Annotated in this window: 21 protein-coding genes; 17 read left to right on the top strand and 4 right to left on the bottom strand. The window is 71.1% G+C overall.

Translation table 11 applies throughout. The features are described from left to right. Positions 1-22: 22 nt before the first annotated feature. The 6 genes from mqo to E1P53_RS05270 are packed head-to-tail and all read left to right on the top strand — an operon-like array spanning position 23 to position 7,896. Positions 23-1,546: a malate dehydrogenase (quinone) gene (gene mqo, locus E1P53_RS05295; protein ID WP_131733652.1), complete on the top strand. Its 1,524-nt coding sequence runs from the start codon at positions 23-25 to the stop codon at positions 1,544-1,546. 35 nt (positions 1,547-1,581) lie between these two features. Next, the gene (locus E1P53_RS05290) at positions 1,582-2,067 is read left to right on the top strand and encodes a GNAT family N-acetyltransferase (RefSeq protein ID WP_131733651.1); all 486 of its coding nucleotides are present in this window, start codon (positions 1,582-1,584) and stop codon (positions 2,065-2,067) included. Then, positions 2,067-4,076 carry a VWA domain-containing protein gene (locus E1P53_RS05285; RefSeq protein ID WP_131733650.1) on the top strand — a complete coding sequence of 670 codons (2,010 nt, stop codon included), beginning with the start codon at positions 2,067-2,069 and terminating at the stop codon, positions 4,074-4,076. The genes E1P53_RS05290 and E1P53_RS05285 overlap by 1 nt, the downstream gene beginning before the upstream one ends. A gap of 25 nt (positions 4,077-4,101) precedes the next feature. Continuing rightward, complete coding sequence (cobO, locus tag E1P53_RS05280; RefSeq protein ID WP_131733649.1) at positions 4,102-4,719, top strand: cob(I)yrinic acid a,c-diamide adenosyltransferase; 618 nt, start codon at positions 4,102-4,104, stop codon at positions 4,717-4,719. Further along, positions 4,713-6,218, top strand: coding sequence for a cobyrinic acid a,c-diamide synthase CobB (locus E1P53_RS05275; RefSeq protein WP_131733648.1), 1,506 nt, complete (start codon positions 4,713-4,715; stop codon positions 6,216-6,218). The genes cobO and E1P53_RS05275 overlap by 7 nt, the downstream gene beginning before the upstream one ends. Before the next feature lie 10 nt (positions 6,219-6,228). Further along, on the top strand, positions 6,229-7,896 hold the full coding sequence (locus tag E1P53_RS05270; protein ID WP_040526123.1) for a GAF domain-containing sensor histidine kinase: 1,668 nt from the start codon (positions 6,229-6,231) through the stop codon (positions 7,894-7,896). Between the two features lie 8 nt (positions 7,897-7,904). Here E1P53_RS05270 and E1P53_RS05265 read toward each other — a convergent pair whose 3' ends face one another. Continuing rightward, a complete protein-coding gene (locus tag E1P53_RS05265; RefSeq protein WP_006898549.1) occupies positions 7,905-8,570 on the bottom strand; it encodes a response regulator in 666 nt (221 codons plus the stop codon). A gap of 206 nt (positions 8,571-8,776) precedes the next feature. Between E1P53_RS05265 and E1P53_RS05260 the strand changes: the two genes are divergently transcribed. The 4 genes from E1P53_RS05260 to E1P53_RS05245 all read left to right on the top strand — a co-directional run bounded on the left by E1P53_RS05260 (position 8,777) and on the right by E1P53_RS05245 (position 12,965). Then, positions 8,777-9,772, top strand: a complete 996-nt coding sequence (locus E1P53_RS05260) for an acyl-ACP desaturase (protein ID WP_006898550.1) — start codon at positions 8,777-8,779, stop codon at positions 9,770-9,772. Continuing rightward, positions 9,769-10,071 carry a hypothetical protein gene (locus tag E1P53_RS05255; RefSeq protein WP_006898551.1) on the top strand — a complete coding sequence of 101 codons (303 nt, stop codon included), beginning with the start codon at positions 9,769-9,771 and terminating at the stop codon, positions 10,069-10,071. The genes E1P53_RS05260 and E1P53_RS05255 overlap by 4 nt, the downstream gene beginning before the upstream one ends. 47 nt (positions 10,072-10,118) lie before the next feature. Beyond that, positions 10,119-11,336: a uroporphyrinogen-III C-methyltransferase gene (gene cobA / locus E1P53_RS05250; RefSeq protein WP_040526124.1), complete on the top strand. Its 1,218-nt coding sequence runs from the start codon at positions 10,119-10,121 to the stop codon at positions 11,334-11,336. 81 nt (positions 11,337-11,417) lie between these two features. Then, a complete protein-coding gene (locus E1P53_RS05245) occupies positions 11,418-12,965 on the top strand; it encodes a DHA2 family efflux MFS transporter permease subunit (RefSeq protein WP_131733647.1) in 1,548 nt (515 codons plus the stop codon). A gap of 18 nt (positions 12,966-12,983) precedes the next feature. Here E1P53_RS05245 and yaaA read toward each other — a convergent pair whose 3' ends face one another. Next, positions 12,984-13,766, bottom strand: a complete 783-nt coding sequence (gene yaaA / locus E1P53_RS05240; RefSeq protein WP_181954804.1) for a peroxide stress protein YaaA — start codon at positions 13,764-13,766, stop codon at positions 12,984-12,986. On the opposite strand from yaaA, the gene E1P53_RS05235 reads away from it, so the two are divergent. Further along, on the top strand, positions 13,765-15,495 hold the full coding sequence (locus E1P53_RS05235) for a proline--tRNA ligase (protein WP_109237849.1): 1,731 nt from the start codon (positions 13,765-13,767) through the stop codon (positions 15,493-15,495). The two genes, yaaA and E1P53_RS05235, sit on opposite strands and share 2 nt — an antisense overlap. 18 nt (positions 15,496-15,513) lie before the next feature. Here E1P53_RS05235 and E1P53_RS05230 read toward each other — a convergent pair whose 3' ends face one another. Then, positions 15,514-15,987 (bottom strand): ferritin-like domain-containing protein, encoded by a 474-nt coding sequence (locus E1P53_RS05230; protein ID WP_109237754.1) that lies wholly within the window; start codon positions 15,985-15,987, stop codon positions 15,514-15,516. After that, on the bottom strand, positions 15,984-16,496 hold the full coding sequence (locus E1P53_RS05225; protein WP_040526160.1) for a hypothetical protein: 513 nt from the start codon (positions 16,494-16,496) through the stop codon (positions 15,984-15,986). The genes E1P53_RS05230 and E1P53_RS05225 overlap by 4 nt, the downstream gene beginning before the upstream one ends. A 116-nt stretch (positions 16,497-16,612) precedes the next feature. On the opposite strand from E1P53_RS05225, the gene rimP reads away from it, so the two are divergent. The 6 genes from rimP to E1P53_RS05195 all read left to right on the top strand — a co-directional run bounded on the left by rimP (position 16,613) and on the right by E1P53_RS05195 (position 23,138). Next, positions 16,613-17,173: a ribosome maturation factor RimP gene (rimP, locus tag E1P53_RS05220; protein WP_131733645.1), complete on the top strand. Its 561-nt coding sequence runs from the start codon at positions 16,613-16,615 to the stop codon at positions 17,171-17,173. Positions 17,174-17,230: 57 nt separating this feature from the next. Continuing rightward, a complete protein-coding gene (nusA, locus tag E1P53_RS05215; protein ID WP_006898559.1) occupies positions 17,231-18,241 on the top strand; it encodes a transcription termination factor NusA in 1,011 nt (336 codons plus the stop codon). Between the two features lie 52 nt (positions 18,242-18,293). Then, positions 18,294-18,629, top strand: coding sequence for a YlxR family protein (locus tag E1P53_RS05210; RefSeq protein ID WP_342353774.1), 336 nt, complete (start codon positions 18,294-18,296; stop codon positions 18,627-18,629). A 104-nt stretch (positions 18,630-18,733) separates the two neighbouring features. Further along, complete coding sequence (infB, locus tag E1P53_RS05205; protein WP_109237755.1) at positions 18,734-21,565, top strand: translation initiation factor IF-2; 2,832 nt, start codon at positions 18,734-18,736, stop codon at positions 21,563-21,565. Positions 21,566-21,672: 107 nt separating this feature from the next. Next, positions 21,673-22,185, top strand: coding sequence for a 30S ribosome-binding factor RbfA (gene rbfA / locus E1P53_RS05200; protein WP_006899236.1), 513 nt, complete (start codon positions 21,673-21,675; stop codon positions 22,183-22,185). Next, entirely contained in the window at positions 22,182-23,138 is a 957-nt protein-coding gene (locus E1P53_RS05195) for a DHH family phosphoesterase (RefSeq protein ID WP_131733644.1), read from the top strand. The genes rbfA and E1P53_RS05195 overlap by 4 nt, the downstream gene beginning before the upstream one ends. Positions 23,139-23,156 lie beyond the last annotated feature (18 nt).

Below are 23,156 nucleotides of genomic sequence, written 5' to 3'. Positions count from 1 at the left end.
ATCAGCTTGAAGTGGAGTCCAGGTGTCGAAAACGGTGATCAAGACCGACGTGGCGTTGGTGGGTGCGGGCATCATGAGTGGCACCCTGGGGGCGCTGCTCCGTCAGCTGCAGCCCGATTGGTCGATCAGCCTGTTCGAACGGCTCGACGCGGCCGCCGCGGAGAGCTCCGACCCCTGGAACAACGCGGGCACCGGTCACTCGGCGCTCTGCGAGCTCAACTACACCCCGCAGACCGCAGACGGGGACGTCGACATCACCAAGGCGCTCAGCATCAACGAGCAGTTCCAGGTGTCGCGCCAGTTCTGGGCCCACGCCGTCGACAACGGCATCCTCGGTGACCCCACCGAGTTCATCAACCCCATCCCGCACGTGTCCTTCGTGCACGGCGAGGACAGCGTCAAGTACCTGCGCAAGCGCTACGACAAGCTTGCGCCGCAGACCCTCTTCGAGGGCATGGAGTTCATCGACGACCCGGCCGAGTTCGCCAAGCGGCTCCCGCTGATGGCCGACGGCCGCGACTTCGCCGAGCCGGTCGCGGTCAACTGGTTCGAGCAGGGCACCGATGTCGACTTCGGCGCGCTCACCCAGCAACTGCTCAACTACGTCGCCGAGGGTGCCGACATCTACTTCGGCCACTCGGTCACCAACCTCTCCAAGCAGTCCGACGGCAGCTGGATCGTCAAGATCCGCAACAACCGCACCGGCGAGAAGCGACAGGTCCACGCGAAGTTCGTCTTCGTCGGCGCCGGCGGCGGTGCGCTGCACCTGCTGCAGAAGTCGGGCATCTCCGAGGCCAAGGGCTTCGGCGGCTTCCCGGTGTCCGGTGAGTTCTTCCGGTGCACCAACCCCGACCTGATCGACCGCCACCAGGCCAAGGTCTACGGCCAGGCCGCGGTCGGCGCTCCGCCCATGTCGGTGCCGCACCTCGACACCCGCGTGATCAACCACAACAAGGGCCTGCTGTTCGGCCCGTACGCCGGCTGGTCGCCCAAGTTCCTCAAGACGGGCAAGATCACCGACCTGCCCGCCTCGATCAAGCCCGGCAACCTGCTGCCGATGCTGTCGATCGCGCCGCAGGAGTTCGGCCTGCTCAAGTACCTGATCAGCGAGCTCGCCGCGTCGCCGGCCGACCGCGTGAAGACCCTCTCGGAATTCGTGCCGCGTGCCCTCGGCGCCGACTGGGAGCTCATCACCGCCGGCCAGCGCGTGCAGGTCATCCGCAAGACCGGCGTCGGCGGCAAGCTCGAGTTCGGCACCGCCGTGGTGGCCGCATCCGACGGCACCATCTCGGGTCTGCTCGGCGCCTCGCCGGGCGCCTCGACCGCGGTACCGGCGATGCTGTCGGTGCTCGAGCAGTGCTTCCCGACCGAGTACGCCGGCTGGTCGTCGAAGCTCTCGGAGATCATCCCGTCCTTCGGCAAGAAGCTCAGCGACGACCGCGACCTGTACCACCGCGTGTGGGACTGGACCAACAAGTCGCTGAAGCTGACCGGCCGCCACGCGGCGCCGGAGGCCAGCGAGCTTTCTCCCGCCGCCGCGGGCTGATGCCGACAACAGACGTCATGTGCTAACCACGACACATGACCTCTGTTGTGCACCGCAGTCCCTCGGCCGACATCGACGCGTCGACCCTGTACCGCATCCTGCGGTTACGCGTCGACGTCTTCGTCGTCGAGCAGGCGTGTCCCTATCCCGAACTCGACGGCCGCGACCTGGAGCCGACGACCCGTCAGTTCTGGATCACCGAGGACGGTGAGCCGGACGGTCCGGTGGTGTCGACCCTGCGGCTCCTGGAGGAGCCGACGCCGGCTGCCGACGGCGGCCTGGTGTACCGGATCGGCCGGGCCTGCACCGCTCACGCCCACCGGGGGCGCGGCCTGCTGGCCGAACTGATGACCACCGCCCTGGCCGAGGTCGGCGACCGGCCCTGCCGGATCGAGGCCCAGGCCTACCTCACCGAGATGTACAGCAAGTTCGGGTTCGTCGCCGAGAGCGAGGAGTATCTCGAGGACGGCATCCCGCATGTGTCGATGATCCGTACCGCACGCGAGAACGCAGGAGAGTGATGATGACGCCGCCAGACCACGTCCGCTACCCGTTCAGCGCGGTGGTCGGGCAGGAGCAGCTCAAGCTCGCCCTGATCCTCTCGGCGATCTCGCCGGGCATCGGCGGGGTGCTGATCCGGGGCGAGAAGGGGACCGCCAAGTCGACGATCGTGCGCGGGCTCGGTCCGCTCATCGCGGACGAGGGGGATCGCTCCGGGTCGGGCCGCGTCGTGGAACTGCCGATCGGGGCCACCGAGGACCGGGTCATCGGCTCGCTCGACCTGACCTCGGTCCTTCGCGACGGGCGTGCCGAGTTCACGCCGGGGCTCCTCGCGCGGGCGCACCACGGCGTGCTCTACATCGACGAGGTGAACCTGCTCGCCGACCACCTCGTGGACGTGCTGCTCGACGCTGCCGCCGGCGGCCGGGTCACGATCGAGCGGGACGGCGTATCCCACACGCAGGAAGCCGATTTCGTCCTCGTCGGAACGATGAACCCGGAGGAGGGGGAGTTGCGGCCGCAGCTCCTCGACCGATTCGGTCTCGCGGTCGACGTCGCCGCCGGCAAGGATCTCGACGAACGGGTCGAGGTCGTCCGGCGCCGCATGGCCTTCGACGCCGATCCCGCAGGTTTCGCCGCTGCCTTCGCTGACGCGGAAAAAGAGCTGGCACAACGTATCCGGGACGCTCGTGCCGCAGTCGGCGAGGTTGCCCTGCCGACTCGCGAACTGCGCCGGATCGCCGGGGTCTGCGCCCATCTGGACGTCGACGGCCTCCGTGGCGACATCGTCGTCGCCCGGACCGCCGCTGCGCATGCTGCCTGGCGCGGCGCGGCCGAGGTCACCGAGGAGGACGTGCGAGCGGCCGTCGAACTCGCCCTGCCGCACCGGCGTCGCCGCAACCCGTTCGACGAGTCCGGACTGTCGGCCGACGAACTCGACGACGCCATGCGGTCGGGACAGGAGGCCGCCGGGCCGGTCCCGGACGACCGCGGACCCGACGACCCTGGACCCGATGACCCTGGACCCGATGACCCTGGACCCGATGACCCCGGACCCGATGACCCCGGACCCGGCGACGGGCCGGGTGGCGCACCGGCCGGCGACGGACCGGAACGGTCGCAGGCGGACTCCGGGAGCGCTGCGCCCGCCGGGGAGACCGACCGCGACGAGACCGGCCGCAACGAGACCGGCTGCAACGAGATCGGGGCATCGGCCGGACCCGCATTCGGGACCGCGCGCGGCGCGGGTGCGCAGCGGATGCGGGCCCTGGCGCTGACCGGGGTGGGCGACGGCGAACCCGGCCGCAGGTCGAAGGCGCGCAGCCGTCGCGGACTCACCACCCGAGCCGTCGACTTCGAGGCCGGCCTTCCGGTGCACCTGTTCGCGACCGTGCTCGCCGCGGCCGGGAGAACCCGGCCGGTCGCCACGGACCCGTCACCGGTTCGCGTCCGCGCCGACGATCTGCGTGCGGCCCAGCGCATCGGCCAGGAGTCCAACCTCGTGGTCTTCGTCGTCGATCTCAGCGGTTCGATGACCGCGCGCCGCCGGCTGGCCGCCGTCGCGGACCTGTCCGTGGAGATGCTGCGGGACTCCTACACCCGCCGTGACCGCGTCGCCGTGGTCGTGGCACGCGGGACGACCGCGTCCCTGGCCGTGCCGCCCACCAAGTCGGTCGACGTCGCGGTGCGCCGACTCGCCGAGGTGCGCACCGGCGGGCGCACCCCGCTCGCGGAGGGGCTGCTCCTCGCGGGCGAGGTGATCGAGCGTCGACTGCGGGCCGAACCGCACCGGCGTCCGCTGCTGGTGGTGCTCACCGACGGACGCGCCACCGCCGGACGCGACGCCCCGGCGCGAGCCCGTGCCGCCGCGGCCTCCATCCGGCGTCGTGGCATCGAGTCGGTGGTCGTCGACTGCGAACAGGGGATGGTGCGCCTCGGACTCGCCGCCGAACTCGCCGGACACCTGGGTGCGGGCGTGCTGACCATGGACGAGCTGACCGCCGGCGCCCTGAGCCGCGGTGCGGCCTGACCACCCCTGACGAAGGAGAGACGACGTGCCCCGCGGGGTTCCCGAATCGATACCCGACGACGGCCTGACCACCAGGCAGCGCCGCAACCAGCCGGTGCTGGCGGTCCACACCGGCGACGGCAAGGGCAAGTCGACCGCCGCGTTCGGCATGGCCATGCGGGCCTGGAACGCGGGCCTGCGCGTAGCGGTCTTCCAGTTCGTGAAGAGCGCCAAGTGGAAGGTCGGGGAGGAGTCGGCCCTGCTCGCCCTCGGCAAGGTGCACACCGACACCGGGGTCGGCGGTCCCGTCGAATGGCACAAGATGGGGCAGGGGTGGTCGTGGTTGCGCGCCAACACCGACCACGCCGACGACCACGCGGCCGCGGCCCGCGCCGGCTGGGCGGAGATCGCCCGGCGTCTCGATGCGGCCGAGCACGACTTCTACGTGCTCGACGAGTTCACCTATCCGCTGGACTGGGGTTGGGTCGACACCGCCGAGGTCGTCGACACGCTGTCCCGGCGGCCCGGGCGCCAGCACGTCGTCATCACCGGGCGGCGTGCGCCGCAGGCGCTCGTCGACGCCGCAGACCTGGTCACCGAGATGCGCAAGATCGCCCACCCGATGGATGCCGGGCGCAAGGGGCAGAAGGGCATCGAGTGGTGACGACTCCCGCGATCGTCGTCGCCGCCCCGTCGTCGGGCAGCGGGAAGACGACGATCACCACGGGACTCATCGGGGCGCTGCGGGCCGCCGGCCACCGGGTCGCGCCCTTCAAGGTGGGGCCCGACTACATCGATCCCGGCTACCACGCGGTCGCCGCGGGCCGCCCGGGCCGCAACCTCGACCCGAACCTGGTGGGCGAGGACCTGATCGCACCGTTGTTCGCGCACGGTGCGACGGGTGCCGACATCGCGGTCGTCGAAGGGGTGATGGGCCTGTTCGACGGCCGGATCACCGATGCCCCGGGCACGGGAACCGGCGGGTCGGACCAGCTGGGACTCGGGTCGACCGCACATGTGGCGACGATCCTCGGGGCGCCCGTGGTGCTCGTCGTCGACGGGTCCGGTCACAGTCAGTCGCTCGCCGCGGTGCTGCACGGCTTCCTCTCCTACGACGCGTCCGTGCACATCGCCGGGGTCATCCTCAACCGCGTCGGATCGCCGCGCCACGAACTTGTGCTCCGGCAGGCCTGCGACCGCGTCGGCCTGCCCGTCTTCGGCGTGGTGCGCCGCGACCCGTCCCTGGCCGTGCCGTCCCGGCACCTCGGCCTCATCCCGGCCGCCGAGCGCACCGAGGAGGCGGTCGCCGCCGTGGACGCCATGACCGGGCATCTCGGCGCGGCACTCGACCTGCCCGCCATCGTCGCCGCGGCCCGCCGACGCGCGGTCGCCGACGCGCAACCGTGGTCGCCCGCGGCCGCCGTTTCGCCCGGGGCATCTGCCACACCCGGCGGCGAGGGGGCCGATGCCGATCCCGCCGGCGTCCCCGCGAGGCCGGTCGTCGCCGTCGCCGGCGGCGCCGCCTTCACGTTCGGCTACGCCGAGCACACCGAGATGCTCACCGCGGCGGGTGCCGACGTCGTCACCTTCGACCCGCTCACCGACCGCCTGCCGGAGCACGCCGCGGGCGTCGTCATCGGCGGCGGTTTCCCGGAGGAACACGCCGAGGAGCTCTCCGCCAACACCGGTCTGCGCGCCGACCTGCGGGCGCATGCCGCCGCCGGCCGCCCGATCCACGCCGAGTGCGCCGGGCTCCTCTACCTCGCAGCGCAGCTCGACGGACACCCGATGAGCGGGGTCCTCGAACTCACCGGGCACTTCGGACCGACGCTGACCCTCGGCTACCGGGACGCGGTCGCGGTGGCCGACTCGGTGCTGTTCCGCGCCGGGGAGCGGGTCACCGGCCACGAGTTCCACCGCAGCACCGTGGCCGTCGCCCCGGACGTCGAGACCACCCCGGCGTGGGCGTGGCGCGACGCGGCCGGGCGCGCCACCACCCACGGGATCGTCACCGCGTCGGTCCACGCGTCGTATCTGCACGTGCACCCGGCGGCCGTCCCAGAGGCGTTGCATCGCTTCGTCTCCCGCGCCCGCGAGGTCGAGACGGGTGCCGGTGCGCGCGGGACGCCTCGTGCGGGTCGATCCCCGGACGGCCGGGAGTAGGCTCGCCTGCGTGGACTCCGCTGACAAGCTCCTCGACGCCGGCTCCCCGAAGACGGGGCGTCGACTCCGCGAAGCCCTCGACACACTGGCCGAACAGGGCGTCGACGATCCGGTCCTGCTGCGCGAGCTGCTCGAGGCGGTCCTCGTCGTCGGGCAGGGCGTCGAACTCGACCGCGCCCTGCAACGCATCGTCGAGGTGGCCGGCGGTCTCGTCGACGCGAAGTACGGCGCCCTGGGCGTCCGCGGTCCCGACGGCGGACTGTCCGAGTTCGTCTACACCGGCATCACCGACGCCCAGCGCGCCACCATGGGCCACCTGCCCGTCGGCAGGGGAGTGCTCGGACTGCTCATCGACGACCCGCAGATCCATCGCATCCACGACCTCGGAGCGCATCCCACCTCCGTCGGCTTCCCGCCCAACCACCCGCCGATGCACACCTTCCTCGGCGCGCCGATCATGGTGCGCGGCGAGGTGTTCGGCTCCATCTACCTCACCGAGAAGCAGTCGGCGGACACCTTCTCCGAGGTGGACGAGACCGTGGTGGCCGTGCTCGCGGTCGCGGCCGGCATCGCCATCGACAACGCCGGCCTGTTCGAGCGCGCCCGCACCCGCCACCGCTGGATGCAGGTCCTCGCGCGCCGGGGATCCGAGCCGCTGGCGGGGATCGCCCTGTCCGACACCATGTCCCGGATGTGCGTCGACGTCGCCGACCTCGTCGGCGCCGTCGACGTCTACCTGATCACCGAACTCGACGGCGAGGTCGAACTGCGCGGGCACACCGGCGAACCCCCGCGCATCGACGATTTCACCGCGCCGTCGGCGAACTCGCTGACGGTGCAGCGCGCCGGGGCGATCTCGCCGGCCCTGGTGCGGCGCGGCGCCCGGTGGACGTCGGTGCAGCCGTTGCAGCGCGCGTCGGGCGCGTTCGGATGGATGATCATCACCCATCGCACCCGCCCGTACTGGGAGGAGGAGGAAATCGCCGGCCTGGCCGGCGTCGCCGAGATCGCCTCGCTCGCGGTCGTCTACGCCGAGCAGCAGCAGATCGCCCGCGACCTCGAGGTCCTCGAGGACCGTCACCGCATCGCCCGCGACCTGCACGACCACGTCATCCAGCGCCTGTTCGCCATCGGGATGTCGGTGCAGACCCTGCTCGCCGGGACCACCGACCGGGAAGCGGCGAAAGAGCGCCTCGGTCAGATCATGACCGACCTCGACCGGACGATCGCGCAGATCCGGACCTCGATCTTCGACCTGCAGACGGCCTCCGGCTCCGAGGACCCGACCCTTCGGCGCCGCGTGCTCGACATCGTCTCCGAACTGTCCGGGCACGCCTCGATCTCGCCGAGCGTGAACTTCGAGGGCCCCGTCGACACGGTGGTCCCCGACACGCTCGGCCCGCACATCGACGCCGTGTTGCGGGAGGGCCTGTCGAATGCGCTGCGGCACGCGCACGCCGAACACATCTCGGTGTCGGTGTGCGCCGACGACGTGCTGACCGTGGAGATCTCCGACGACGGGGTCGGCATCGACACCGACGTCACCTACCGCGGACTGGACAACCTCACCCGGCGCGCCGAGGAATGCGACGGCACCTTCAGCGTGGTGACGCGACCCCGCGGGGAGCGCGGCGACGGCGGCACCACGCTGACGTGGTCGGTGCCACTCGTCGGCTGACCCCGCCGCTACTGCTTGCCCTCGCGCAGCTTGGTCGCCATCACCGCCACCTGGGTGCGCCGCTGCATGTCCAGCTTGCCCAGGATGCGCGAGACATAGTTCTTGATGGTCTTCTCCGCCAGGAACATCCGCTCGGCGATCTGCCGGTTGGTCAGGCCCTCGCCGATGAGGTTGAAGACCTCGCGCTCCTGGTGGGTCAGCTCCGCGAGCGGATCCTTCTCCTCCTTCTTGCCGTCGCGCAGCTTCGCCAGCAGCGCGGCGGTGGACCGGTCGTCGAGGAGCGAGCCGCCGCGCCCGACGGTGCGGACCGCGGCGACGAGGTTGTGGCCGAGGATCTGCTTGAGGACGAAACCGCTCGCGCCGGCGAGCACCGCGGCCAGCAGCGCGTCGTCGTCGGCGTAACTCGTCAGCATCAGGCACTTGACGTCGGGTTCGGCGGCGCGGACGTCGCGGCACAGCTCCACGCCGTTGCCGTCGGGCAGGCGCACGTCGAGCACCGCCACATCGGGTTTCGTCGCCAGGATGCCGACGAGGGCCTCGCCGACGGAGGCGGCCTCACCGACGACCTCGATGTCGCCGGCGGTGCCGAGGAGGTCGCGGAGCCCGCGGCGGACCAGCTCGTGATCGTCGACGAGGTAGGCGCGGACCGGGGAGGGGGTCGAGTCGTCAGCCATGGTCTGAACCTACCGGACCGATGGGCCCGCGCGAACGCGTGACCGGGCGTTTTGCCGGGTCACGCGTCGACGCCGGGACAGAACGCGACATGGGTCCCAGCACAAGCGGGACCTTTTCCCCACGCCGTCCGCGGTGTCGGGCGCGCACAGTGATCTGCGGCGGATCGTTTGACCGCCGCAACCCGAACGTCGGACCAGGAGTACACGTGACCACCCTCATCGGACCCCCCGAGCTGAGCGACAGCGGCATGACCGGCGCTGACCTGCTGCGCGAACTGCTACCCGTGTGCGAGACCGAGGTGGAGCGCCACATGCGGATGGTCAAGGAGTGGCATCCGCACGACTACGTCCCGTGGGACGAGGGGCGCAACTTCGCCATGCTCGGCGGCGTGGACTGGGACCCCGAGCAGTCGCAGCTCTCCGACGTGGCCAAGGCCGCGATGATCACCAACCTGCTGACCGAGGACAACCTGCCCTCGTACCACCGGGTCATCGCCGAGAACTTCGGCCTCGACGACGCGTGGGGCTTCTGGGTGGGCCGCTGGACCGCCGAGGAGAACCGCCACTCGATCGTCATGCGCGACTACCTCGTGGTCACCCGCGGCGTCGACCCCGTCGAGCTCGAGAACATCCGCATGGCGCACATGACCTCCGGGTTCAACCCGCTGCCCACCGACGACGGCCAGCGCGACCACAGCTTCGACATGCTGTTCGCGGTCGCCTACGTGAGCTTCCAGGAACTCGCCACCCGGGTGTCGCACCGCAACACCGGCAAGGCGTGCGGCGACCCGATCGCCGACCGACTGCTGCAGCGCGTCGCCGCCGACGAGAACCTGCACATGCTCTTCTACCGCAACATCGTCGCCGGCGCCCTCGACCTCGTGCCCGACCAGACGATGGCCGCCATCTACACGATCGTGTCCAACTTCCAGATGCCCGGCGCGACGATGCCCAACTTCCGCCGCAATGCGGTGCTCATCGCCAAGGGCGGCATCTACGACCTGCCGCAGCACCTCAACGAGGTGGTCATGCCGGTGCTGCGCAAGTGGCGGATCTTCGAGCGCGACGACTTCGGCCCGCTCGGCGAGCACTACCGCGAGCTCCTCGCGAAGTTCCTCGAGGACATGAACGTCAAGGTCGAGAAGTTCGAGGCGGCCCGCGAGCGCGCCCTCGAGCGCGACCGCGCGCGGGGGCGGGCTTGAGCGACGTGCTGTCGATGTGGGCGAGCGAGTCGCAGTACTCGCCGGGCGGGGTCGATCCACGCGAGGCATGCAGCTGCGACCAGGGATTCGCCACCGCGATCGCGATGGCGGAGGCCGCCGCCGACCGTAATCCCGCGTGGTGGAACGAGATCCGCGCGAACGCCGAGGACGCCCTCGAGGCGGCGTACTGCAGTTCCAAACTGCTCGGCGCGCTGATCGAGGCGTCGGCGCACCGGGCGGGTATCCCGGCCGCCGATGTCTGGGATCACATCCGCCGCACCGGCGAGCTGCCGCTCTAGGACGCGCCCGCCGGACGCGCCCGCCGCGCCCGGTAGTGTCTGCTGCCATGGCTGGTCACTATCTCGCGGGTCTCGATCTCGAGGGCCGCAAGGTCGTCGTCGTGGGCGGCGGGACCGTCGCCCAGCGCCGGCTGCCGAACCTCGTCGCGGCCGGCGCCGACGTGCACGTCATCGCCGTCGACCCCACGCCGGCGGTCGAGTCCTTCGCGGGCATCACCGTGTCGCGGCGCCGATACGCCGACGGCGACCTTGCGGGTGCCTGGTATGCGATCGCGTGCACCGACGACCCGGACGTCAACGCGGCGGTGGTCGCCGAGGCCGAACGTCGCCACACCTTCTGCGTCCGCGCCGACGACGCCCGGCAGGGCACCGCGGTGACCCCCGCGTCCGGGCGGCACTGCGACGTGCAGTTCGGCGTCCTCGCCGGCGGCGATCACAAACTGAGCGCGGCGCTGCGCGCGGCCATGTCGCGCGCCCTGGCCGAGGGATCGCTGTCGGTCGACGACGCCGCACCCCACGCACCGGGTGTGGCCCTCGTCGGCGGCGGCCCGGGCGACCCCGATCTCATCACCGTGCGCGGGCAGCGGCTGCTCGCCGAGGCCGACGTCGTCGTCGCCGACCGCCTCGCGCCGCCCGAGCTGCTCGCCGAACTCGGGCCTCAGGTGGAGGTCATCGACGCGGCGAAGGTGCCCTACGGCCGCGCGATGAAGCAGGAGGCGATCAACGAGGTCCTCGTCGCCAAGGCCCGGGAGGGCAAGTTCGTGGTGCGCCTCAAGGGCGGGGATCCCTACGTGTACGGACGCGGCTTCGAGGAGCTGCAGGCCTGTGTCGCCGCCGGCGTGCCGGTGACCGTGGTGCCCGGGATCAGCAGCTCGATCGCGGCACCGTCGGCGGCCGGCATCCCGGTGACCCACCGCGGGGTCACCCACGAGGTCGTCATCGTGTCCGGCCACGTCCCGCCCGGACATCCCGACTCGCTCACCGACTGGTCGGCCCTCGGCCGGTTGCGCGGCACGATCGTGCTGATGATGGCCGTCGAGCGGCTCGACAGGTTCGCCGACGCACTCCTCGAGGGTGGGCGTCCCGCCGACACCCCGGTGGCGATGATCGAGAACGGCTCGCTGCCGACCCAGCGCGTGCTGCGCGCCGATCTCGCCCACGCCGCCGAGGTCGCGCGGGCCGAGGGCCTGCGTCCGCCGGCGATCGTGGTCATCGGGCAGGTGGCCGGATTCACCGACGCCGAGCACGCTGCCCCGGCCGAGTAGCCCGTTCACGAGCCGGTGCATCGGCGTCCGCGTCAACGGGGATTGGCACATCGCCGCGCCCGGCCGGTACCGTCGGGCCTTATGTCGAATCCCGGATCCGTGCATGCTGGACCTGCGGCCGATGCCGCGTACCGGCCGGTCTTCGGATTGCCGATCCTGGTCCTGTCCGGGATGCAGCTGCTCATGGTGCTCGATGGCACCGTCGCGGCCCTGGCGCTCCCGCGCATCCGGGACTCGCTGATGCTGTCGGAGTCGAGCGCCAACTGGGTCATCTCGAGTTATGTCCTCGCCTTCGGCGGCCTGATGCTCCTCGGGGGCCGCCTCGGCGACACGTTCGGCCGCAAGCGGATGTTCGTCGTCGGCGTCGCCATGTTCACGCTCACCTCGCTGCTGTGCGGGCTCGCGTGGAACGAGGCGAGCCTGATCATCGGCCGTGCGCTGCAGGGAGCGTCCGCCGCGGTGGCGGCGCCGACCGCGATGGCGCTGGTCGCGACCACCTTCGCGCCCGGCAAACCGCGCAGCCAGGCCTTCGCCATCTACGCGGCGATGACCGGTGTCGGATCGGTGGCCGGCCTCATCCTCGGCGGCGTGCTCACCGAGGTGTCGTGGCGTCTGGTGTTCCTCATCAACGTGCCGATCGGCCTGGTCGTCGCACTCGGGGCCATCGTCGCGCTGCGCGAGTCCCAGGGTGACCGCCTGCCGCTCGACGTCCCCGGCGCAGTGCTGGGCACCGTCGGCTGCACGCTGCTCGTCTTCGGCGTCAACGACGGGCCGAACGGATGGACCTCGCCGCTGGTGATCGGCTCGTTCGTGCTCGGCGCGGCGGCCCTGATCGCCTTCGTGATCGTCGAGCGCCGCGCCCGCAACCCGATCCTGCCGTTCTCGCTGTTCGACAACTCCTCGCGCGTCGCCGCGCTCACGGCCATCCTCTTCGCCAGCATGATCATGATGTGCATGGCGGTGTTCATCTCCCTCTACCTGCAGGGAATCCTGAAGTACACCCCGATCCAGAGCGGCCTGTCGGTCGTGCCGTTCGCCTTCGGGCTGGGCATCGCCGCGGCCATCGCCTCGAAGCTGGCACTGATGGTCCAGCCGCGCTGGCTCGTCCTGGCCGGCGGGGCGATCCTGCTGGGCGGCTGCCTCTACGCGTCGTCGATCGCGACCGACGGGCCCGACTACTTCCCGGGCATCTTCCTGCCCGTCGTGATCATCGGCTTCGGCGTCGGCTTCGCGGTCATCCCGCTCACCCTGTCGGTGGTGGCCGGCGTCGGGCCGACCGAGATCGGCCCGCTGACCGCTCTCGCGCAGGTCGCCCAGAACCTGGGCGGAGCCATCGGCCTGGTCGTCGTCGGCGCGATGGTGACCTCGCGGGCGCTGTCGAAGGGCGGCACCACCGCGCCGGTGGAGACCATGAACGAGACCCAGCTCGCCGCGCAGGCCGAGGGCTACGGCCTGGCGTTCGCCGCCTGCGCCGGCATCGCGGTGCTCGCCGCGATCGTGGTGCTGTTCATGCGGTTCACCCCCGAGCAGGTGGCCGAGGGGCAGGCGGCGCAGGAAGCAGCCGACGCTGGCGTCGAGTCGTCCACCGACGCGGGCGTCGAATCATCAACCGACGCGGGCGTCGAGTAGCCCTCCCGGCCCTCGCACTCAGTCCGTCAGCACCACGATCTGATCGGGGGCGGCGATCTCCACTCGGGTCCCCCCGTCGGACAGCACCGCGGCCAGCCCCTCGATGTCGCGGACGGTGCGCCGGGTCTGCACCAGCTCACGCGCCATGAGCCCCTTGTAGTGCTTGTTGAAGTGGCTGACGACCTTGCGGGAGCCGTCGGGCTGCTCGGTCATCACGGTCGCGGTGACCGCGCCGGCCACCGGCCCGAGCTGCTGGTACACCCCCGACCGCAGGTCCACGACGAAGTCGTCGACGGCGTCGAGCGCAGGGGAGAGCTCGGGCTTCCAGATGGACTTCAGCGTCGGCATCCCGGGCAGCTTCGAGCCGCCGGACAACCGGTAGGCGGGGATCGGGTCGGCGGCGCGCATGACGCCGAACAGCGCCGACCCGATGGCCAGCCGCTCGGCCGCCTTGGTCTTGCCCGCGCGGGTGAGCGATGCGTGGTCGAGCGCGTCGTAGAGCACCCCGGTGTAGCGCTCGATGGCCGGGCGGGTGGGGGAGAGCCACAGGTCGGCGTTGCGGTCCACCTCGGCGAGCTGGGTGGCGCCGAGCCCGAGCGCCGTGCGGCTGGCGTCGAGGTCCGAGGCGAGGTCGACGATGGCCTCGGCGATGCGTTTGCGCGTCGGGTTCAGCTCCGGGAACGACAGCGTGTCGAGGTCGAGGGGAGCGCCGCTCCCGCCGTCGGATTTGGTCTCGGAGGGAGGCAGGATGACGAGCACCGGAACACCATAACTAAGCTGGTTTGTCGTGATCACACGCATGTCGACCCTGTTTCTGCGGACCCTGCGCGACGACCCGGCCGATGCCGAGGTGCCGAGCCACAAGTTGCTGGTGAGGGCGGGTTACGTCCGCCGCGTCGCACCGGGCGTCTACTCCTGGCTGCCGCTGGGCCTGCGTGTGCTCAAGGCCATCGAGGACATCGTCCGCGAGGAGATGAACGCGATCGGCGCGCAGGAGATCCTCCTGCCGGCGCTGCTGCCGCGTGAGCCGTACGAGGCCACCAACCGCTGGACGGAGTACGGCGACGCGCTGTTCCGCCTCAAGGACCGCAAGGGCGCCGACATGCTGCTCGGTCCCACGCACGAGGAGCTCTTCGCGCAGCTGGTCAAGGGCGAGTACTCGTCCTACAAGGACATGCCCGTCATCCTGTACCAGATCCAGACGAAGTACCGCGACGAGGAGCGTCCGCGCGCCGGCATCCTGCGCGGCCGCGAGTTCGTCATGAAGGACGCCTACTCCTTCGACCTCGACGAGGCCGGCCTGAAGAAGGCCTACGACCTCCACCGCGAGGCCTACCAGAAGATCTTCGAGCGTCTGCAGGTCAAATACGTCATCGTCTCGGCGACCTCCGGCGCGATGGGCGGCAGCGCCTCCGAGGAGTTCCTGGCCGAGGCCGAGGTCGGCGAGGACACCTTCGTGCGGTGCCTCGAGTCCGGCTACGCCGCCAATGTCGAGGCCGTGGTGACCCGCGCGCCGGAGCCGCGTCCGATCGAGGGGCTGCCCGAGGCGGTCGTGCACGACACCCCGGGCACGGAGACCATCGACAGTCTGGTCGAGTGGGCCAACGCCAACCTCGACGGCGAGTTCACCGCCGCCGACACCCTCAAGAACGTGATGGTGAAGCTGCACGCGCCCGGTAAGGATCCCGAGATCATCGGTGTCGGCGTGCCCGGCGACCGCGAGGTCGACATGAAGCGCCTCGAGGCCTCCGTCTCGCCGGCCGAGGTCGAGTTGCTCACCGACGCGGACTTCGCCGCGAATCCGTTCCTGGTCAAGGGTTACATCGGTCCGAAGGCCCTGCAGGCCAACGGCGTCCGTTACCTCGTCGACCCGCGCGTGGTCGACGGGACGTCGTGGATCACCGGTGCCGACGAGCCCGGCCGCCACTACTTCGGTCTGGTCGCCGGCCGCGACTTCACCCCGGACGGCACCATCGAGGCCGCCGAGGTCCGCGACGGCGACCCGTCGCCGGACGGCGCGGGAGTCCTGGTGAGCGCCAAGGGCATCGAGATCGGCCACATCTTCCAGCTCGGCCAGAAGTACACCGACGCCTTCGAGGTCGACGTGCTCGGGGAGAACGGCAAGCCCGTCCGCCTCACGCAGGGTTCCTACGGCATCGGCGTGTCGCGCCTGGTCGCCGTCATCGCCGAACAGTCCCACGACGACAAGGGCCTGCGCTGGCCGAGGTCAGTGGCGCCGTTCGACGTCCACCTGGTCATCGCGAACAAGGACGAGGCCGCGATCGCCGGCGCCGAGAAGCTCGCCGCCGATCTCGACGCGGCCGGCATCGAGGTCCTGCTCGACGACCGCAAGGCGTCGCCGGGCGTGAAGTTCAAGGACGCCGAGCTGCTCGGCATGCCGACCGTGGTCGTCGTCGGACGCGGTTACGCCAACGGCACCATCGAGATCCGCGATCGCTTCACCGGCGAGGCCACCGAGGTCGCGGTCGACGGCGCGGTGGACGCGATCGTCGGGGCCGTGCGGGCCTGACCCGCGAGCGGGCGGCGATCAGCCCGCGACGGGGGACCCCGGGAACGCAAGGGTGACCGGGGACTCCTGCAGCACGACGCGCCACCGGGCGGCGCGGAGCGCGGACTCCGAGAGGCCGTCGACGCCGATCCGGCGTCCGGTCTCGTCGTCGGCCTGCTCCAGCAGCGCCCGGTAGGCGGTGGCGCAATCCTCCTCTGCGACGAGAGCCGCCCGTGCGGCCGACTCCGGTCCCGTCACGTCGATCGGCAGCGTGTAACCGGCCGCCGCGACGGGCGGGGTGCCGCCGGCCGCGGTGATGGCGCGGTCGATCTCGTCACGGCGGGCCCGGTGCTCGGCCTCGAAGTCGGCGACCAGGCGGCGGCGCGCGGCGGCGACGAACGCCGTGATGACGCCGTAGGTGAAGACCGCGGCGTTCTCGGCCTCGGCGGCGGCGACGAGCGGGTCGGCGTCGGGCGCGCCGGCGCCGCCCGGGGTGGGGACCGGTGTGGTCATGCCAGTTGCACCTCTCGCATCGAGCGGACCGAGGCCGCGACCGAACCGACCAGGCCGGCCGGGTAACCGGTCAGCGAGATCGCGACGTCGCGGGCCTCGCCGGCCGACTGTTCCAGGGACGAGCGCAGCGCCACCAGGCTCGGTGGCGCCGGGGGCGCCGGGCTTCCCGACGTCCCGGCCTCGCCCGTGTCGTCGATCGTCGACGCGACGTCCCGGTCCAGGCGCGTGATCTCCTCGCGCAGGGCCCGGGCGTGGTCGGCGCGCTGATCGGCCACGATGGCGAGCGCGCCGGCGTAGGCGGGCTCGGTGGCGGCGAGGGCCCGCGCGTTCCTCTCGTCGGCGAGCGCCGCCCGGGCGAGGGGGACGAGGCGTTCGGCGGTGAGTTGTTCCTCGGTGGGGCCGGTGCTGCAGCCCGACACGCCGAGGGCGCCCATCCCGGCCAACGCCGCGCCGGTGAGGAGTCCGCCCCGCAGCACGGTGCGACGATCGAGTCTGATCACGCGACACATGATGCCAGCCGAACGGTGCAGGGTGGTCGGGGCATCGGCCGGCATCCACTAGCATGTGTCACGCAACGACGTGCGAATCCGGCACGGCCCGACAACTGAAGACGAGGGGAGATGGCATGCCGATCAGCCCGCCACAGGTCAGCGAACTCGTCGAAAAGCTTGTCGAGGACCAGGGTTTCGATCTGGAGGACGTCACCGTCACCCGGCGATACGGCACCGACGAGCTCACGATCGTCGTCGACCGCGACGGCGGCAGCGACCTCGACGTGCTCGCCGACCTGAGCAACCGGATCTCCGCCGTCCTCGACGCCGTCCCCGATCTCTCCGACGCCCCGTACGTCCTCGAGGTCACCTCGCGCGGCGTCGACCGTCCGCTCACCCATCCCCGGCACTGGCGGCGCAACGTCGGCCGCCGCGTCGAGGTCAGGCTGACCGACGCGGAGGACGGGAGCAGGCGGACGGTCACCGGGCGCATCGGCCGGCTGACCGCGGCCGACGTCGAGATCGTCGCCAACCACAAGGGGCGGATCGCCGTGGAGACCGTCGCCCTCGCCGACGTCGCCAAGGCGGTCGTGCAGGTCGACTTCTCCCAGCCGAGCGTGCGTGAACTCGAGCTGTGCGGCCTCGACCCCGACGAGATCGCCCGCCGGCGCTCACGGGACGGCAAGCAGGTCTGAACGCAATGAAGATCACGACAAATGAACAGCAGGACAAGTGAATAGGAGTACGTCCGCATGAACATCGACATCGGCGCGCTGCGCATGATCGAGGCCGACAAGGGCATCCCGATCGAGACCGTCATCACCGCGATCGAGACCGCCCTGCTGACGGCCTACCGCCACACCGAGGGGTTCGCGCCGCATGCGCGCGTCGACGTCAACCGGAGGACCGGTCTCGTGCGCGTCATGGCCCAGGAGCTCGACGCCAACGGCGAGGTCGTCCACGAGTGGGACGACACCCCCGAGGGCTTCGGCCGGATCGCCGCCACCACCGCCCGGCAGGTCATCCTGCAGCGGCTGCGCGATGCGGAGAACGAGAAGAACTTCGGCGACCTCGTCACGCACGAGGGGGAGATCGTCGGCGGCGTCGTGCAGCAGGACGCCCGCGCCAACGCCCGCGGCATGGTCGTGGTGCAGATCGGCAGCGACGCCAACGCCACCGAGGGCATCATCCCGCCCGCCGAGCAGGTTCCCGGCGAGGTCTACAAGCACGGCGACCGCATCAAGTGCTACGTCGTCGGCGTGAGCCGCGGAGCCCGCGGGCCGCAGATCACCCTCTCGCGCACCCACCCGAACCTCGTGCGCAAGCTGTTCTCGCTCGAGGTCCCCGAGATCGAGGACGGATCGGTCGAGATCGTCGCGGTCGCCCGCGAGGCGGGGCACCGCTCCAAGATCGCGGTGCACACCGGTGTCGCCGGGCTCAACGCCAAGGGCGCCTGCATCGGCCCGATGGGACAGCGCGTGCGCAACGTGATGAGCGAGTTGTCCGGCGAGAAGATCGACATCATCGACTACGACACCGACCCGGCCGTCTTCGTCGGGAATGCTTTGTCGCCCGCGAAGGTTGTATCGGTCACCGTGGTCGACGCGGCGGCCAAGGCCGCCCGGGTCGTCGTCCCCGACTACCAGCTGTCGCTTGCGATCGGGAAGGAGGGGCAGAACGCCCGTCTGGCGGCCCGCCTCACCGGCTGGCGGATCGACATCCGATCCGACGCCGACCCCGACCCGGAGGGCACCGGCGCGTGACGCGTGTGACAGCCGGTTGTCGGCCGACCGCCGACGCGCGCTAGACTGATCGATGGTTCAGCGATCCGCCCCGACTGCAGGAACCGACCACAGGCCAGTGCGCATGTGCGTCGGTTGCCGCCGACGGGCAGAGACCAGCGAGTTGGTTCGCGTCGTCGCGCAGCAGCGCGGAGACGTCCCCAGGGTGGTGGTCGATTCCGCGAAGACCATGCCGGGACGTGGCGCTTGGTTGCATGCGGACGCGGAGTGCATCTCCGCAGCGACGCGACGCAGGGCCTTCGCCGCGGCACTCCGGACCCCCGGTCTGACCGCGGACCCGGACGATCTCGCCGAGCAACTCGGCGTGGTCACCCACCACGGAATGGCTCCTCGGAGCCGGAACAGGTAGCAGAAGACATGAGCACACCGTGAAGTCCCCACGATGAGCATGTACCGGACATAGATCGAGGCCGTAGCGGGTTGAAGCCGCTTGGCCTCCAGCAAAGGAGAGCAGTGGCAGGCAAAGCCCGCGTGCACGAACTGGCCAAAGAGCTCGGCGTGACCAGCAAGCAGGTGCTGGAGCGTCTGAAGGAGCAGGGCGAGTTCGTCAAATCGGCGTCGTCGACGGTAGAGGCCCCCGTGGCCCGTCGACTGCGTGAATCGTTCGCCCCGAAGGACGGGGGAGCCAAGGACGGCGGATCGTCGCCGGCACCCGGCCCTCGTTCGTCGGCAAAGCCCGGACCCAAGCCGTCCGGTGCACCCAAGCCCGGCGCCGCGCCGGCTGCCCCGGCGGCCGGTCGACCCACCCCCGGCCCCTCGGCCACCCCGTCGACCGCACCCAAGCCGGGTGCACCCAAGCCCGGACCCGCACCGGCCCAGCCGGCTGCCCCGGCCGCCGAGCGTCCGGCACCCACCCCCGGACCCAAGCCGGCCCCGGCAGCACCGACCCCGCAGGCCCCGGCCGCATCGGCCGGCAGCCCGGCCCCGTCGAAGGCTCCCGGACCCCGCCCGGGCCCCAAGCCCGGCCCGCGCGCACCGCGCGTCGGCAACAACCCGTACTCCTCGACCCCGCCGCCCGCACCGCGTCCGGCGGCCCGCCCCGGCCCCGGCCAGGGTGGTCCCCGTCCCGGTGGCGGTCGTCCGGGTCCCGCCGGCCAGGGCGGTCCTCGCCCCGGTGGCGGTCGTCCCGCACCGGGTCAGGGCGGTCCCCGTCCCAACCCGGGCAACATGCCCCCGCGTCCCAGCCCCGGCGCGATGCCGCAGCGTGCTGCGCGTCCTGACGCCCGTCCCGGCCGCGGTGGCGGCGGAGGCGGTCGCGGTGGCGGCGGCTACCGCGGTGGTCCCGGCGGCGGTGGCCCCGGTGCACCCGCGGGCGGCGGTTTCCGCGGTCGTCCCGGTGGGGGCGGCGGCGGTCGCGGACGCGGCGGCGCAGCCGGTGCGTTCGGCCGTCCGGGCGGTGCTCCCCGCAAGGGCCGCAAGTCGAAGCGGGCGAAGCGCGCCGAGTACGAGAACATGCAGGCGCCGTCGGTCGGCGGCGTCCGCCTGCCGCGCGGCAACGGCGAGGTCATCCGCCTCGCCCGCGGCGCGTCGCTCTCGGACTTCGCGGAGAAGATCGACGCCAACCCGGCATCGCTGGTCCAGGCGCTGTTCAACCTCGGCGAGATGGTCACCGCGACCGAGTCGGTGAACGACGAGACGCTCGAGCTGCTCGGCTCGGAGATGAACTACAAGGTCCAGGTCGTCAGCCCCGAGGACGAGGACCGCGAGCTCCTCGAGAGCTTCGACCTCACCTACGGCGAGGACGAGGGCGACGACGAGGACCTCGAACAGCGTCCGCCGGTGGTCACCGTCATGGGTCACGTCGACCACGGCAAGACCCGACTGCTCGACACGATCCGCAAGGCCAACGTCCGCGAGGGCGAGGCCGGCGGCATCACGCAGCACATCGGCGCCTACCAGGTCAACACGCACCTCAACGGCGAGGATCGCCTGATCACCTTCATCGACACCCCGGGTCACGAGGCGTTCACCGCCATGCGTGCCCGCGGTGCGAAGGCCACCGACATCGCGATCCTCGTGGTCGCGGCCGACGACGGCGTCATGCCGCAGACGGTGGAGGCGATCAACCACGCCCAGGCGGCCGACGTGCCGATCGTGGTCGCGGTCAACAAGATCGACAAGGAGGGTGCTGATCCGCAGAAGATCCGCGGTCAGCTCACCGAGTACGGTCTGGTGCCCGAGGAGTACGGCGGCGACACCATGTTCGTCGACATCTCGGCCAAGCAGGGAACCAACATCGATCAGCTGCTCGAGGCGGTCCTGCTGACCGCGGACGCGGCTCTCGACCTGCGCGCCAACCCGGACATGCCCGCCCAGGGCGTGGCCATCGAGGCGCACCTCGACCGCGGTCGTGGTCCGGTCGCGACCGTGCTGGTCCAGCGCGGCACCCTGCGGGTCGGCGACTCGGTCGTCGCCGGCGACGCCTACGGACGTGTGCGCCGCATGGTCGACGAGCACGGCGAGGACGTCACCGAGGCGCTCCCGTCGCGGCCCGTCCAGGTCATCGGCTTCACCTCGGTCTGCGGTGCGGGTGACAACCTGCTCGTGGTCGAGGAGGACCGCATCGCCCGGCAGATCGCCGACCGGCGCAACGCACGCAAGCGCAACGCGCTCGCCGCTCGCAGCCGCAAGCGCATCAGCCTCGAGGACCTGGATTCGGCGCTCAAGGAGACCGCGCAGCTCAACCTCATCCTCAAGGGCGACAACGCGGGTACGGTCGAAGCCCTGGAAGAGGCCCTGCTCGGCATCGACATGGGCGACGAGGTCAGCCTGCGGATCATCGACCGCGGTGTCGGTGGTGTCACCGAGACCAACGTCAACCTGGCGACCGCGTCGGACGCGATCATCATCGGCTTCAACGTCCGTGCGGAGGGCAAGGCCACCGAGCTGGCCAACCGCGAGGGCGTCGACATCCGGTACTACTCGGTGATCTACCAGGCCATCGACGAGATCGAGAGCGCCCTCAAGGGCATGCTCAAGCCGATTTACGAAGAGGTGGAGCTCGGCCGCGCCGAGATCCGCGCCATCTTCAAGTCGTCGAAGGTCGGCAACATCGCCGGTTGTCTCGTCCAGTCGGGCATCATGCGTCGCAACGCCAAGGCCCGCCTGCTCCGCGACAACGTCGTGATCGCCGACAACCTCACCGTGTCCTCGCTCCGTCGCGAGAAGGACGATGTCACCGAGGTCCGCGAGGGTTACGAATGTGGTCTCACGCTGACCTACTCCGACATCAAGGTGGGCGACGTGATCGAGACCTACGAGCTCCAGGAGAAGCCGCGCGACTGATCGCGTGAGTGCCTGGCCCTCTCGACCCATACCGTGTGCGCCGGCCCGACCGGTCCAGAACCTGGACCCGGGCCGGCGCACACGTCCCCGCTACGGAAGGACTCCCGATGGCTGATCCAGCACGGGCCCAGCGCCTGGCCAAGCGGATCTCCACGATCGTCGCCTCGGCGATCGCGAGCGAGATCAAGGATCCGCGCCTGGCCTACGTGACGGTCACCGACACCCGGGTGACCAACGATCTCCACGACGCCACGATCTACTACACCGTCATGGGCGCCTCGCTCGACGAGGAACCCGACTACGAGGCGGCGGCCGCCGGCCTGGCCAAGGCCACCGGCGTCCTGCGTTCCAAGGTCGGCGCCGGCACCGGCGTCCGGTTCACCCCGACCCTGCGTTTCGTCCTCGACACCGTCCCGGACGCGGCCCGCCAGATGGAAGAACTCGTCGCGCGCGCCCGCGCGAGGGACGAGATGGTCGCCCGTCAGGCGGCCCAGGCGAAGCCGGCCGGCGACCCCGACCCCTACCGCTCCACCGACGACGACCCCACCGACGACGACCCCACCGGCGACGACCCCACCGACGACTCGGACGACTCCGCAGACGGCGGCACGGACGAGTGAGCGGTTCGGCGAGTGCAGCGATCGCCGCGACGCTGGCGACCGCGCCGGCGGTGACGATCTGCTGCCACGTCCGCCCCGACGCGGACACCATCGGCAGCGGTCTCGCGCTCGGTCTGGCCCTCGAGCGTCGCGGCGTCGACGTCGAGGTCGCCTATCCGGGACCCGAGAAGCTGCCCGAGTCGCTCGCGGGTCTTCCCGGCGCGGGGCTGCTGCGTGAGCCGGGCCGCCTCGCCGGGCATCCGGTCGTGGTGGCCGTCGACGCGGCGAATCTCGGGCGGCTCGACGAACTCGGCGAGGTCTTCACCGGCGCCGAGACGTCGATCGCGATCGACCACCACGCGTCGAACCCCGGCTTCGGGGACATCGATCTCGTGGACCCGTCGGCCGACTGCACGGCGGTGCTGGTCCTCGAGGTGCTCGACGCGCTCGGCGTCGAACTCGACGCCGAGATCGCCACCTGCGTCTACGCGGGTCTGACCACCGATACCGGCTCGTTCCGGTGGGCCCGGCCGGACTCGTTCCGGATCGCGGCGCGCCTGCTCGAGACCGGCGTCGACTCGCGCAGGTGGAGTCGCGTCCTCTTCGACTCGCACCCGTTCGAGTGGTTCTCGATGATGTCGGGGGTGCTCGCCTCGGCGAAGCTGGTGCCGTCGGCCTGCAACGGTGCGGGACTCGTCTACGCGATCGTCGACCAGAAGGCCCTCGCCGGCATGAGCTGGGAGGAATTGGAGAGCGTCGTCGACACGATCCGGACCGCCCGCGACGCCGAGGTCGCGGCGGTGTTCAAGGAGAACCAACCCGGGATGTGGACGGTGTCGCTGCGCAGCAAGGACGCCGTCGACCTGGTCCCGATCGCCCGCGCCCACGGCGGCGGCGGGCATCGTCAGGCATCCGGGTACAGCGACACCGGCACCGCCGAGGAAGTGGTGGCGCGACTGCTGGAGTCGCTCTGACAGACGATGCCGGGGTCC

Origin of the sequence: Gordonia paraffinivorans, from assembly GCF_900683595.1 — a bacterium.
GTDB classification, from domain to species: Bacteria; Actinomycetota; Actinomycetes; order Mycobacteriales; family Mycobacteriaceae; genus Gordonia; species Gordonia paraffinivorans.
This window is presented reverse-complemented; position numbering and strand designations above follow the sequence as displayed.